The organism is Salipiger sp. 1_MG-2023, assembly GCF_030547555.1.
In the GTDB taxonomy this organism is placed as follows: domain Bacteria; phylum Pseudomonadota; class Alphaproteobacteria; order Rhodobacterales; family Rhodobacteraceae; genus Salipiger.
The window spans coordinates 16,646-31,391 of record NZ_JAUOQN010000017.1 but is presented as its reverse complement, the minus strand read 5'-3'; the positions used below and the strand labels follow the sequence as shown (position 1 = coordinate 31,391).

9 protein-coding genes are annotated in these 14,746 nt (G+C 63.6%); all 9 read left to right on the top strand.

From position 1 onward, the window contains the following. Positions 1-12 precede the first annotated feature (12 nt). Positions 13-1,059 carry a LacI family DNA-binding transcriptional regulator gene (locus Q4543_RS10295; RefSeq protein WP_216004731.1) on the top strand — a complete coding sequence of 349 codons (1,047 nt, stop codon included), beginning with the start codon at positions 13-15 and terminating at the stop codon, positions 1,057-1,059. Further along, a complete protein-coding gene (locus Q4543_RS10290; protein ID WP_303437946.1) occupies positions 1,056-2,390 on the top strand; it encodes a GH1 family beta-glucosidase in 1,335 nt (444 codons plus the stop codon). Before Q4543_RS10295 ends, Q4543_RS10290 begins: the two co-directional genes overlap by 4 nt. Beyond that, positions 2,387-3,355 (top strand): glucokinase, encoded by a 969-nt coding sequence (locus Q4543_RS10285; protein WP_303437944.1) that lies wholly within the window; start codon positions 2,387-2,389, stop codon positions 3,353-3,355. The genes Q4543_RS10290 and Q4543_RS10285 overlap by 4 nt, the downstream gene beginning before the upstream one ends. 94 nt (positions 3,356-3,449) lie before the next feature. Next, positions 3,450-5,834: a glycogen/starch/alpha-glucan phosphorylase gene (locus Q4543_RS10280; RefSeq protein WP_303437942.1), complete on the top strand. Its 2,385-nt coding sequence runs from the start codon at positions 3,450-3,452 to the stop codon at positions 5,832-5,834. A gap of 61 nt (positions 5,835-5,895) precedes the next feature. Further along, positions 5,896-8,079, top strand: coding sequence for a 1,4-alpha-glucan branching protein GlgB (gene glgB, locus Q4543_RS10275; RefSeq protein WP_303437940.1), 2,184 nt, complete (start codon positions 5,896-5,898; stop codon positions 8,077-8,079). 78 nt (positions 8,080-8,157) lie between these two features. After that, positions 8,158-9,423, top strand: coding sequence for a glucose-1-phosphate adenylyltransferase (gene glgC / locus Q4543_RS10270; protein WP_216004726.1), 1,266 nt, complete (start codon positions 8,158-8,160; stop codon positions 9,421-9,423). Next, the gene (gene glgA / locus Q4543_RS10265) at positions 9,420-10,832 is read left to right on the top strand and encodes a glycogen synthase GlgA (RefSeq protein ID WP_303437938.1); all 1,413 of its coding nucleotides are present in this window, start codon (positions 9,420-9,422) and stop codon (positions 10,830-10,832) included. Before glgC ends, glgA begins: the two co-directional genes overlap by 4 nt. Further along, the gene (gene glgX / locus Q4543_RS10260) at positions 10,829-12,886 is read left to right on the top strand and encodes a glycogen debranching protein GlgX (RefSeq protein WP_303437936.1); all 2,058 of its coding nucleotides are present in this window, start codon (positions 10,829-10,831) and stop codon (positions 12,884-12,886) included. Before glgA ends, glgX begins: the two co-directional genes overlap by 4 nt. Beyond that, positions 12,883-14,739 (top strand): 4-alpha-glucanotransferase, encoded by a 1,857-nt coding sequence (gene malQ / locus Q4543_RS10255; RefSeq protein WP_303437933.1) that lies wholly within the window; start codon positions 12,883-12,885, stop codon positions 14,737-14,739. Before glgX ends, malQ begins: the two co-directional genes overlap by 4 nt. Positions 14,740-14,746 lie beyond the last annotated feature (7 nt).

The window sequence follows — 14,746 nt, the reverse complement described above, 5'->3', positions numbered from 1 at the left end:
GGGACCAGGGCGATGAACCTCAAACAGCTTGCGACCCAGCTCGGGTTGTCGCAGACCACGGTGAGCCGCGCGCTCAACGGTTACCCGGAAGTGTCCGAAGCGACCCGAAAACGGGTCTGCGAGGCGGCGCTTGCGGCGGGCTATGTCGCCAATCCGCGCGCCCGCGGGCTGGCGACCGGCCGCGCCATGGCCATCGGCCACGTGATTCCGATTTCGACCAGCCACGAGATGATGAATCCGGTGTTCGGCGATTTCATCGCGGGCGCCTCGGAAACCTATCTTGCCGCCGGCTACGACATGACGCTGACCCTGACCGGAGACGCGGACGAGGCCGACAATTACCGCCGACTCAAGACCAAGGGCCATGTCGATGGCATCATCGTTCACGGGCCAAAGATTGCGGACGGGCGCATCCCCTTCCTGACCGGGCTGGGCATGCCCTTTGTCGTGCATGGGCGGGCCTCGGACATCGCGCAGCCCTACAGCTGGATCGACATGGACAACGCCAGCGCCTTTCGCCGGGCGACCTCGTTCCTGCTCGATCTCGGGCACCGGCGCATCGCGCTGCTCAACGGGCTCGAATACATGGATTTCGCCCATCGCCGCCGGGTCGGCTATACCGAGGCACTACGCGCGCGCGGTCTTGCCCCGGACCCCGCGATCATCAGCGGGCAAGAGATGACGGAACCCTACGGCTATCGCGCGGCAAGCGAGATGCTGGCGCTGGAGGCACCGCCGACCGCCTTTCTTGTCTCGTCGCTGATCTCGGCCATCGGGGTGCGGCGGGCGCTGCACGAGGCCGGGCTGGAGATGGGGCGCGACGTGTCGGTGCTGACCCATGACGACGATTTCAGCTATTTGTCGAACGGGCGCGACGTGCCGATCTTTACCGCGACCCGCTCGCCGGTGCGCGAGGCCGGGCGGCTGGCCGCCGAGATGCTGCTGCGGCGCATCGCAGAACCGGGCCGCCCCCCCGAAACCCGCATTCTCGAAGCGCAACTGATCATCGGGGCCTCGACCGGCCCTGCCCCCTCTGTCCAGTCGAAGGCCCCTGCATGAAACTGACCCGAAAGGATTTCCCCGAGGATTTCATCTTCGGCACCGCCACCTCGAGCTATCAGATCGAAGGCCACGCCTTTGGCAGCGCGGGCCGCACCCACTGGGATGACTACGCCGCCACGCCCGGCAATGTCAGCCGCGCCGAAGATGGCGGGCGCGCCTGCGATCACTATCACCGCTACCCCGAGGATCTTGACCTCGTGGCGGCTGCGGGTTTCGATGCCTACCGCTTTTCGATCTCATGGGCGCGGGTGCTGCCCGATGGGCGCGGCGCAGTGAATGCCGAAGGGCTGGATTACTACGACCGGCTGACCGATGCGATGCTGGAACGCGGCCTTGCCCCCTATGCCACGCTGTATCACTGGGAACTGCCCTCGGCGCTGGCCGATCTGGGCGGCTGGCGCAACGGCGACATCGGCGACTGGTTCGCCGACTATACCGAGATCGTGATGACCCGGCTGGGCGATCGCATGGCCACCGTCGCCCCGATCAACGAGCCGTGGTGCGTGGCATGGCTGTCGCATTTCATGGGGCTGCAAGCGCCCGGCATCCGCGACATCCGCGCCGCTGCCCGCGCCATGCATCACGTGCTGCTGGCGCATGGCCGCGCCACGCAGGTGATGCGCGGGCTGGGCATGGATGGGCTTGGCGGGGTGTTCAACCTTGAATGGTCGAACCCTGCCGATGACAGCGAGGCTTCCCGCCTTGCCGCCGCGCGCTACGATGGCATCTACAACCGCTGGTTCATGGGCGGCGTGTTCAAGGGCGAATACCCCGCCATCGTGCTCGAGGGCCTGGAGCCGCATCTGCCATCAGGCTGGCAGGATGACATGGCGCTGATCTCGCAGCCGCTCGACTGGTGCGGCATCAATTACTACACGCGCAAGAACATCGCCGCCGATCCGCGCGCGCCATGGCCATCGCTGGCGGATGTGCCCGGCGTGCTGCCAAAGACCTATATGGACTGGGAAATCTACCCCGAGGGGCTGCATGATTTCCTGATCCGCACCGCCCGCGAATACACCGGCGATCTGCCGCTATACGTGACCGAAAACGGCATGGCGGCGCATGACGACATCATGGCCGGGGAATGCCGCGACCCGCATCGCATCGACTACTACGAAAAGCATCTGTCACAGGTGGCCCGCGCCATTGCGGGCGGTGCCCCGGTCAAGGGCTACTTCGCGTGGTCGCTGCTGGACAATTACGAATGGAGCTTTGGCTATGACAAGCGCTTTGGCCTTGTCCATGTGGATTTCGACACGCTTGCGCGCACGCCAAAAGGCTCCTACCACGCGATGAAGGCGGCACTGACGGAGGCAGGACGATGAGCGAAAACATCACGGCGGTTCTTGCGGATATCGGCGGCACCAACACACGGGTTGCGCTGGGCCACGGCACCGAGGTCGACCTGAGCAGCGCCAGAAGCTATCGCAACGTCGATTATCCGGGCATCGACGCGGTGCTGCGCCAGTACCTGAGCGAAACCGGCGTAGCGCCCCAGGGCTGCTGCGTTGCGGTGGCCGGGCCGGTGCGCGACAGCGCCGGGCGGCTGACCAACATCGACTGGACGGTCGATCGCGAGATGCTGCACGAGGCCACCGGCGCACACACGCTGGCGGTGCTCAACGATTTGCAGGCGCAGGGCCATGCGCTGGGCCATATCGCGCCCGAAAACCTGACCACGCTGATGCCCGGCAAGCCGGCCAGCCCGCAGTCTGCGCGGCTGGTGGTGGGGGTCGGCACCGGCATGAATGCGGCCCCGGTCTATCGCCTTGGCGATCGCACGCTGGTGCCCCCGGCCGAGGCCGGACATGCCACGCTGGGCCTGCGATCCGACGAAGAACTGCGGCTGCTCCAGCACGTCTCGCGGCTGCATGAAAGCCCCGGCATCGAGCATTTCCTGTCGGGGCGCGGCTTCGAGCGCATCTGGAACTGGCTCTGCGTCGAGGAGGCCATCGAAGATCCCAAAAGCGCGGCAGAGATCATGGCGCTGATGGAAACCGGCCACCCGCGCGCCATCGCGGCGGTGCGCATGTTCTCGACCCTGCTGGGCCGGGTCTGCGGCGATCTGGCGCTGACCACCCTGCCCTTTGGCGGCATTTTCCTGATCGGCGGCGTGGCGCGGCATTTCGGCCCGCACCTGCTCAGCCATGGCTTCCCAGAGGGCTTTGGCGACAAGGGCCGGTTCAGCGAGTTCATGGCGCAATTCCCCATCCATCTTCTGACTGACGATTACGCGGCACTGACGGGATGTGCGTGCCACTTGACCGAACAGTTGCAATTGCACGACTAACGCTGGCACAATCTTGCCTTTTAGCGCCCCGCCTGTTGAGACAGAGGTGTTTCCGCGCCGGGGCGCGCGGTTCCTCAAAGGAAAGAAGACGCTCATGTTGCAGCTATCAACCCCCTCGCTTCGCGATTCCATTGTTCGGCACCTGACCTATTCCTTTGGCAAGGACCCCGAACACGCGATCCTGGAGGATTGGCGCATGGCGCTGAGTTACGCCGTGCGCGATCGCATCGTCGATGCCTGGTTCAAGGCCACTGAAAAGACCTATGAAACCGGGGCAAAGCGCGTCTATTACCTGTCGATGGAATTCCTGATCGGGCGCTTGCTCGAGGATGGCATCGTCAACCTCGAACTCGTCGAAGAGGCCAAGGCGGCGCTGGCGGAATTCTCCAAGGATTACCACGAGGTGCTGTCGGATGAACCCGACGCGGCGCTGGGCAACGGCGGGCTTGGCCGTCTTGCCGCCTGTTTCCTTGAAAGCCTGTCGACCATCGGCTGCCCGGCGCATGGCTATGGCATCCGCTACGAACACGGGCTGTTCCGGCAAAGCTTTGTCGACGGGCGGCAGGTCGAGCAGCCCGAACAATGGCTTGGCCAACGCCATGCATGGGAATTCGAACGCCCCGAAGTGCGCTACCGGATCGGCTTTGGTGGCCATGTCGATGTGCGCGGCGAAACCGTGCGCTGGTATCCCGGCGAAGAGGTCGAGGCCGAGGCCTTTGACACCCCCGTGGTCGGCTACAAGGGCCGCTGGGCCAACACGCTGCGCCTCTGGTCGGGCCGCGCCATCCATCCGTTCGATCTCGATGCGTTCAACCATGGCGATTATGCCCGCGCCGCCGCGCCCGAGGCGCTGGCCCGCACCATCTCGCGCGTGCTCTACCCGGACGACACCACCGAGCAGGGCAAGGAGCTGCGGCTCAAGCAGGAATATTTCCTGACCGCCGCCGCGCTGCGCGACATCCTGCGCCGCTTCAATCACCAGTTCGGCAATCTGCGCAAACTGCCAAGCAAGGTGGCGATCCAGCTCAACGACACCCACCCGGCGATTGCCGGCCCGGAACTGGTGCGCATCCTGCATGACGAGCGCGGCCTGTCCTTCGAGGAATCGGTCGAGATCGCCCGCGGCACGCTGAGCTACACCAACCACACCCTTCTGCCCGAGGCGCTGGAATCCTGGGGTGAGGGTCTGTTCGGCCGCCTGCTGCCGCGTCACCTGCAACTGATCGACCAGATCGACAATGCGCATGCCACGCAGCACCCCTCGCGCACCCAGTCGATGCGTTCGGACCATCAGGTCAAGATGGGCCAGCTGTCCTTTGTGATGGCGCATCATGTGAACGGCGTCTCGGCACTGCACACCGATCTGATGAAAACCACGGTGTTCTCCGAATTGCACCGCCTGCACCCCGAGCGGATCGTCAACCAGACCAATGGCGTCACCCCGCGCCGCTGGCTGCTGGCCTGCAACCCGGCGCTGGCCGGGCTGATCACCGAGTCCATCGGTGGCGGCTGGGTCGATGATCTTGAACAGCTTGAAAAGCTGGAACCGTTCATCGAAGACAGCGCATGGCTGGACAAATACGGCGAGGTCAAACGCCAGAACAAGGTCGAGCTGTCGAACTGGATGGGCCAGACCTATGGTCTGCATGTCGATCCGTCGATGCTGTTCGATGTGCAGATCAAGCGGATGCATGAATACAAGCGTCAGCACCTCAACATCCTCGAGGCCATCGCCCACTGGCAGGAAATCCGCGAGAACCCCGACGCTGGCTGGATCCCGCGCCTGAAGCTGTTCGCCGGCAAGGCGGCGCCGGGCTATTTCTTTGCCAAGGACATCATCCGGCTGATCAACGACGCTGCCCTTGTGATCAACAACGACCCGGTGACCAACAAATATCTCAAGATCGCCTTCCTGCCGAACTACAACGTGACGCTGGCGGAAAAGCTGGTGCCAGCGGCGGACCTGTCGGAACAGATCTCGACCGCGGGCAAGGAAGCCTCGGGCACCGGCAACATGAAATTCGCCCTGAACGGCGCGCCCACCGTCGGCACGCTGGACGGTGCGAACGTGGAAATCCGCGATCATGTCGGGGCCGAGAATTTCTTCCTGTTCGGCATGACCGCCGAAGAGGTGATGGAACGGCGCAGCGTCGAGAACCACGCGCGTCAGGCCATCGACGCCGATCCCCGCCTTGCCGGGGCGCTCCGGATCATCCGCGAGGGGCGCTTCAACCCCTCCGAACCCGAACGCTATCACGGCGTGGTCAACAATCTCGAAGGGCCGGATTACTTCCTCGTCTGTTCGGATTTCACCGATTACTGGCGTGCGCAACGCGAGGTTGACCGGGCCTTTGCCGACCGTCAGGGATGGGAACGCATGGCGGCGCTCAACACCGCGCGCTCGGGCTGGTTCTCGTCCGACCGGACGATCCGTGGCTACATGAAGGATATCTGGAAAGCAGAGAGTCTTTTGACCTGATCGTCGGGCAACCTTGATCTGGACCATTGCAGAGCGCCAATAGTGTACTAAGCTCCGGGGTATGATGGATGAAATTCACCCCTCCGCCCCGGACTTTCACCGCCTGATCAACGGGCATCACGACGATCCTTTTGCGCTGCTTGGGCCGCATGTCTTCGACGGCGCCCGGCACGTGACCGCCTTCGACCCCGGCGCCGAAGAAATGTGGGCGATGATCGGCGAGGCCTCGCACCGGCTGGAACCGGTCGCAGAGGCACCGGGCATCTTTCGCGGCCCGGTTCCCGGCGATTTGCCCTATTACCTGCGCGGCAGCGCGCAGGGCCGGCACTGGGATTACGAAGACGCCTATCGCTTTGGCCCGGTGCTCGGCGAACTCGATGAATACCTGCTGGGCGAAGGCAGCCACCTGCGGCTCTGGGAAGCCCTTGGCGCCCATGTGATGCAGCACGAAGACCAGCACGGCACCCATTTCGCCGTCTGGGCCCCGAATGCGCGCCGGGTCTCGGTGGTGGGCGATTTCAACGGCTGGGACGGGCGTCGCCATGCCATGCGCCGCCGCGGCGCCACCGGCGTCTGGGAGATCTTCATTCCCTATGTCGGGGATGGCGCGTTCTATCGCTACGAGATCATCGGCGCCGATGGGGCCATGCAACCGCGCAAAGCCGACCCGGTGGGATTCGGCTCGGAACACCCGCCCGCCAATGCCTCCATCGTGCGCGACATCCGCGCCTATGACTGGTCTGACAGCGGCTGGCTCGGCACCCGCGCCGAAGCGCAGCAACGCGAGGCCGCGATCAGCGTCTACGAGGTGCACCTGCCCTCATGGCGACGCAAGGACTGGGGCCGCCCGATTTCCTATATCGAGGCGGCAACCGAACTGGTGGAATACGTCACGCAGATGGGCTTTACCCATATCGAACTGATGCCGATCAGCGAATATCCGTTTGACGGCTCGTGGGGCTATCAGCCCATCGGCATGTTCGCCCCGACCATCCGCTGCGGTCTGCCCAATGAATTCCGCGATCTGATCAACGCCGCGCATCGCGCCGGGCTGGGGGTGATCCTTGACTGGGTGCCGGGGCATTTCCCGTCCGATCCGCACGGGCTTGGCAATTTTGACGGCACGCCGCTGTATGAACACGCCGATCCCAAGGAAGGCTTCCACAAGGATTGGAACACGCTGATCTACAACTTCGGGCGCGCCGAGGTGTCCAACTACCTCACGTCCAACGCGCTGTACTGGCTTGAAGAATATCATATCGACGGGCTGCGCGTCGATGCGGTGGCCTCGATGCTGTACCGCGACTATTCGCGCGATCCCGGCGAATGGGTGCCCAACAAGGACGGCGGGCGCGAGAATTACGAGGCCATCGCCCTGCTTCAGCGCATGAACATCGCCGCCTATGGCGATCACGTCGGCATCATGACCGTGGCCGAGGAAAGCACCGCCTATCCCGGCGTGTCGCAGCCCGTCGATCAGGGCGGGCTTGGTTTCGGGTTCAAGTGGAACATGGGGTGGATGAACGACACCCTTGAATACATGAAGAAAGATCCGATCCACCGGTCTTTTCATCACCACCAGATGACCTTTGGCCTTGTTTATGCATTCTCGGAAAACTTCATCCTGCCGATCAGCCATGACGAGGTGGTGCACGGCAAGGGCTCGATGCTGGGCAAGATGCCGGGCAACGACTGGGAAAAATTCGCCAACCTGCGCGCCTATTACGGCTTCATGTGGGGGCATCCCGGCAAGAAGCTGCTGTTCATGGGGCAGGAATTTGCCCAGCGGTCGGAATGGAACCACGATGCCCAGATCGACTGGCCCTGCCTTGAAAGCCCGATGCATTCGGGGGTGCAGCGGCTGGTGCGCGATCTGAACCATCTTTACCGGGACATGCCGGCGCTACATCGGCGCGACTGTTTTGCCGACGGGTTCCAGTGGATCTGCGGCGACGATGCCCAGAATTCGGTGCTGTCCTGGGTGCGCCGCGGCGCGCCGGGCGATCCCGAAGTGGTGGTGGTGTGCAATTTCACGCCACAAGAGCAGACGCGCTACCGGATGGGCATGCCCTCGGCCGGGACGTGGAAAGAGGCGCTCAACAGCGATGCCGAGGTTTATGGAGGCGGCAATCGCGGCAATTACGGAGCGATCGAGGCCCTTCCGGGCGAGAGCCACGGACAGCCGGCGCATGCAGAGATCCTGCTGCCGCCACTGTCGGTGATCTATCTGGTGCGCGATCACTAGAGCGATTTGACGGGGTCATAAAAATAGCGCCGCCCGGTTCTCGGGGCCGGGTGGCGGGCCATCATGAGGAGACCTGAGATGCCAACGAAAAACCAGCGCCTGACGGCGCGCAGCATGGCCTTCGTGCTGGCCGGGGGCCGCGGCTCACGCCTGTATGAATTGACCAACAGCCGGGTGAAACCGGCGGTGTATTTCGGCGGCAAGGGACGCATCATCGACTTTGCCCTGTCGAATGCGCTCAATTCGGGCATTCGGAAGATGGCGCTGGCGACCCAGTACAAGGCGCATAGCCTGATCCGCCACGTGCAGCGCGGCTGGAACTTCTTTCGCGCCGAGCGCAACGAGTTCCTCGATATCCTGCCCGCCTCGCAGCGGGTCTCCGAAGGCATGTGGTATCGCGGCACGGTGGATGCTGTGGCGCAGAACATCGACATCATCGACAGCTATGACATCGACCATATCGTGATCCTCGCCGGGGATCATATCTACAAGATGGATTACGAGCTGATGCTGCGCCAGCACGTCGAAAGCGGCGCGGATGTCACCGTTGGCTGCCTGACGGTCGATCGCAGCGAGGCCTCGGCCTTTGGCTGCATGGCGGTGGATCGCAACGATCGCATCACCTCGTTTCTGGAGAAACCGCAGGATCCGCCCGGGCTGCCCGACGATCCCGAAAAGACGCTGGTGTCGATGGGCATTTATGTCTTCGACTGGAAACTGCTGCGCGAACGGCTGATCGAAGACATTTCGAACGAGGCATCGAGCCACGATTTCGGCCATGACATGATCCCCGCGATGGTGCGCGACGGCAAGGCGCAGGCTCATCGCTTCGAAGACAGCTGCGTGCGCCCGCGCCCCGATGCACCGGCCTATTGGCGCGATGTCGGCACCATTGATGCGTTCTGGAAAGCCAATATCGACCTGACCGATTTCACTCCGGAGCTGGATCTGTGGGATCAGGAATGGCCGATCTGGACCTATTCCGAACAGCACCCCCCCGCCAAGTTCATTCACGACGAAGAAGACCGGCGCGGCGCAGCTGTCAGCTCGATGATTTCGGGGGGCTGCATCATCTCGGGCACCGAAGTCCGCGAGTCGCTGCTCTCGACCATGGTGCACACCAATTCCTATGCCTCGCTGCACCGCGTCGTGGCGCTTCCGGATGTTTATGTCGCACGCCACGCAAGGCTTAAAAATTGTGTCATCAACCGGGGTGTATACATCCCCGAAGGGCTCGTGGTTGGCGAAGACCCCGAAGAAGACAAGAAGTGGTTCCGCGTCACCCCTCAGGGCGTGACCCTGATCACCCAGAGAATGCTTGACCGACGGGATGCCGAACGATGACCAGAGTGCTGTCTGTTGCATCCGAATGCGTGCCACTGATCAAGACCGGCGGGCTGGCGGATGTCGCGGGGGCGTTGCCGGGGGCGCTGGCGCCGCACGGGGTTGAAATGCGCACATTGCTGCCGGGCTACCCGGCAGTGATGAAAGCCATTGGCCGCAAGCGCAAGGTGGCCGACTTGGACGACCTGTTTGGCGGCTTTGCGCGGGTCTATCGCGGAACCCTTGGCAAGAACGTTCTATATGTTCTTGATGCACCGCATCTTTTCGACCGCGAGGGTGGCCCCTACAGCGACCCGCAAGGGCGCGACTGGCGCGACAATCCCGAACGCTTTGCGGCGCTGTCCAGCGCCGCTGCGATGATCTGCGTCGATGGCATCGAAGGCTGGTTCCCGCAAATCATGCATTGTCACGACTGGCAGTCAGGCTTCGCGCCGCTTTACCTGCGCGAACTTGGCGCGGGCGATCGCGTCGCCTCGCTGATGACCATTCACAACATCGCCTTTCAGGGCATCTGCCAGTCCAACATGATCGACACGCTGGGCCTTCCCCGATCTGGGTTCAACGAAAAGGGCTACGAGTTCTGGAACAATATCAGCGCGTTGAAGGCCGGTCTTGTCTATGCGGATAAGCTTTCGACGGTCTCGCCGACCTACGCGTCCGAGCTGATGACACCAAAGTTCGGCATGGGGCTCGACGGGCTGCTGCGCGAGCGTCAAGAGGATCTGGTCGGTGTGCTCAACGGCATCGACGACGATCTCTGGACGCCGCCCTATGCCACCCCCGCTGGCAAGGCCAAACACCGCGCCGCCCTGCGCGCGGAATTCGATCTGCCCGACTGGCCCGGCCCGGTCTGCGTGCTGGTGTCGCGGCTGACCGAGCAAAAGGGGCTCGACATCCTGCTTCAGGCGCTGCCCGCGCTGCTGGATCGCGGCGGGCAGCTGGTGCTGCTGGGCTCTGGGGATCGCGAGCTTGAACGCGCCTTCCTCGCCTATGCGCAAAGCCATGCGGGCGTGGCGACGACCATCGGCTATGACGAAGCGCTGGCACGTCGGATGATCGCCGGGGGCGATGCCATCCTCGTGCCCTCACGCTTCGAACCTTGCGGTCTGACCCAGCTTTACGGCTTGCGCTTCGGCACGCTGCCGGTGGTGGCGCTGACCGGCGGGCTGGCCGATACGGTGATCAACGCCTCGCCTGCCGGATTGGCCGCTGGATGTGCAACCGGCATTCAATTTCATCCACTTAATGCCCAATCTCTGGCTCAGGCGCTGATGTCTCTGGTCAAGCTGCACGCAGATCGGCCAGTGTGGAGACGGATGATGAAGAATGCCATGGCCTCTCCGGTCGGCTGGGAACACTCTGCCGCGACCTATGCCGCGCTCTATGCCGAGATGGTGAAAACCGTATGACCACACCCGAAATCCTCGCCGGACGCCCCACGCCTCTTGGGGCGAGCTTCGACGGGGATGGCGTCAATTTCGCCATTTTTTCGCAACATGCCCAGTCGATGCACCTGTGTCTCTTCGACGAGCACGGCATCGAAACCGCGCGGCTCGTCATGCCCGAACGCGACGGTGACATCTGGTATGGCCGCGTGCCCGGCATCACCCCGGGTCAGGCCTATGGCTACCGCGCTTCGGGGCCGTTTTCGCCGCGCGACGGCCACCGCTTCAACCCCGCCAAGCTGCTGCTTGACCCCTATGCGCACCGCCTGACCGGGCATCCGACGTGGAACGACGCGCTGATGGGCGGCGTCGAGGCGCCCGACCCCCGCGACAGCGCCCGTTTCATGCCCAAAGGCGTGATCGAGGACACCACCTATGACTGGGGTCACCACGAGGCCCCGCGCACCCCGCTTGAAGAAAGCGTGTTCTACGAGGCCCATGTGAAGGGTCTGACCAAGCGCTTTCCGGGCATCGAACATGCTGGCCATTTCCTTGGGCTTGCCTCTGATCCGGTGCTGGACCACCTGACCAAACTGGGTGTGACGGCGGTTGAGCTTTTGCCGGTACAGGCCTTTCTCAACGACAGATTTCTGGTCAAGAAGGGGCTGGTGAACTACTGGGGCTACCAGACCCTTGGTTTTTTTGCGCCCGAGCCACGCTATCTCAGCCATGGACGGCTCTGGGAATTCCAGTACATGGTGGCGCGGCTGCATTCGGCGGGGATCGAGGTCATTCTCGACGTGGTCTACAACCACACCTGCGAGGGCGACGAGAACGGCCCGACCTTCAGCTTCCGTGGTCTCGACAATCGCGCGTATTACCGTCTGCACGAAGACAAACGGTATTACATCAACGATACCGGCACCGGCAACACCGTGAACATCGAACACCCGATGGTGATGCGCATGGTGATGGACAGTTTGCGGTACTGGGCTACGACGATGGGCGTCGACGGCTTTCGCTTCGATCTGTGCTCGACCCTCGGGCGCACGCGCCATGGCTTTGACCCGAATTCCGCCTTCTTTAAGGCCATTCGACAAGACCCTGTTCTAGCGACGAAAAAGCTGATTGCGGAACCTTGGGACATTGGCCCCGGTGGCTATCAGCTTGGCAGCTATCCCACGCCGTTCTCGGAATGGAACGACCAATACCGCGACGGCGTGCGGCGGTTCTGGCGCGGCGATCTGGGCCATGTGCCGGTGCTGGCCGACCGCATCACCGGCTCTGCCGGAATCTTCGATCACTCCGGGCGGCACGCCACCTCTTCGGTGAACCTGCTGACAGCGCATGACGGCTTCACGCTGGTCGACGTGGTGAGCTACAATGAAAAGCACAACGAGGCCAACGGCGAAGACAACCGCGACGGCCATGGCGAGAACTACTCCGACAATTTCGGCGTCGAAGGGCCGACCGATGATGCTGCCATCAACGCCGCCCGCACGCAGCGCCGCCGCAACATGCTGGCGACCCTGCTGCTGAGCCAAGGCACCCCGATGATCCTTGCCGGAGACGAGATCGGCAACACCCAGCAAGGCAACAACAACGCCTACGCGCAGGACAATGAGATCGGCTGGCTGGACTGGGACGCGGCTGACCCGGACTTTGCCGAGTTCACGCGACGGCTGATCAGCTTCCGCAAATCCCATCCGATCTTGCGGCAGAAGCGCTTTCTTCACTCTATCGCCCGCAAGGTCGATGGGGTGATCGACCTGTTCTGGTGGCGCCCTGATGGCACCGAGATGACCCGTGCCGACTGGACAAATGGCCATCTGCACGTGCTGTGCGCCGAATTTCGCATGGCCAGTGGCACGCCGCTTTATGCGCAGCGCGAAGAGGCGATCTATGTTGCCTTCAACGCCGGCGGCGCGGTCGAGCTGTCGCTCCCTGTCCTGACGGATGGCTTCCACTGGGTGCGCCATATCGATACCGCAGAACCCGAACTGTCCGCCGAACCGGTCGGGACTACCTACGCGATGAAGGCCGAATCCGTGATCGCGCTTGTCGAGGAGCCCGCATGACTGACAAATCGCTTGACGCACGCGCCGAACGTGCCGGAATCATGCATTCTTTCAGAGACTTGTTCGGCGAAACTCAGGTAACGACGGCAGAGACCAAAGCGGCGCTTCTGGCCGCCATGGGGCTGGCTGATCGCGATCTTCCCGAACCGGCCAGCCTGCCGTTCTGGCATGTCTGCGAGCCCGGCCAGCCGGTGGGGATCGACGCCCCCGAAGACTGGACGCTGACGCTTGAAGACGGCACCGAGCAGGAAGGCCGCGGCCCGCTGCCGACCTTGCCGCTGGGGCGTCATCTGCTGCAAAGCGCCGGGGCGCAGTGCTGGCTGCTCTGTGCGCCCGGCAAGCTGGACCTGCCGCCGCGTCTATGGGGCCTGATGGCACCGCTGGCCTGTCTGCGCAGCGCGGCAGAGGGTGGCCTTGGCAGCTATGATGACCTTGCACAGCTGGCCGAGGCCGTCGGCGGCGCTGGCGGGGCCTTTGTCGGCATCAACCCGATCCATGCCGGGTTTCCCACCGAACCGGGCGGCTTCAGCCCCTATACGCCCTCGCACCGCCGCCGGTTCTCGCCGTTTTATCTGCCGACCGGCGCACAAGCGGCGCAGCCCGGCCCGATCCTGATCCTGCCCGAGGAACTCCCCGTCCGGCTTCACGCCCTTGAGGCGGAATATCACGCCAGAGATCCCGGTGACGCCTTCGAGCGCTACCTCGCCCATGAGGGCGCGCCGCTGCACCAGTTCGCGACTCATCAAGCACTTTCGGAAAAGCTTGGAACCTATTGGGATAAATGGGATTCTGCCTATCAAGACCCAGCGTCGGATCAGGTTTCCAAGGCCGCGCGCGAGCTGGCCGACAGGGTGCGCTTTCACGCATGGCTGCAATACCGCACCGAGGGCGCGCTTTCTGAGGCGCAATCGCGCGCGACAGCCTCGGGGATGCGCCTTGGTCTCTATCTCGATCTGGCGGTCGGCACCCATCCGGCTGGCGCTGAAACATGGGCCGACCGCGACAATTTCGCCTTTGGTGCCAGCCTTGGCGCGCCGCCCGATGCCATCGCGCCGCAGGGGCAGAACTGGCATCTGGCGCCCTTTAACCCGCGCCATCTGGAAAAGACCGGCTTCGAGGCGCTTGCCCTGACCCTGCGCCAGCAGCTGCGGTTCAGCGGGGCGCTGCGCATCGATCACATCCTTGGCTTCGAGCGCGCCTATTGGGTTCCCGACGATTCGCCCGGCGCCTATGTCACCATGCCGCGCGAGGCGATGCTGGCCATCGCCCGCATGGAGGCGGCGCGCGCCGGGGCGGTGATCGTCGGCGAAGATCTTGGCGTGATCCCCGACGGCTTGCAGCAATCGCTGATCGACAGCGGCATCCTTGGCTGTCGTCTGACCATGTTCGAACACGCGGGCGATCCGCCGTGGTACAAGGCGCCGCAGGACTATGACGAAGGCGTCATCGCCAGCTTTTCCTCGCATGATCTGCCAACCTGGAAAGGCTGGCGCGACGGGCACGAGGTCAAGACCCGCGTCGAGCTTGGCATCACCCCGGCGGAACATCTCGATGACACGCTGGCCTGGCGCGGGCGCGAGGTCGCGAGCTTTGACGGCGCGACCGAACCTTACCGCGGAGATGCGCCGCCAGACGGGCTCGAGGCGCTGGCAAGCTTCCTTGCGGCGACGTCTGCGCGTATGGTCGCCATTCAGGTCGAAGATATTCTCGAGATGGAGCACCAGCCCAACCTGCCCGGCACTGTCTGGGAATACCCCAACTGGCGCCAGCGCCTTCCGGTGGGTGTCGATGGCATCGCCAACGCACCCCTGCTTGCAAAGACCGCCCGGATCATGAAACGTGCCGGGCGTTAGGAGACGA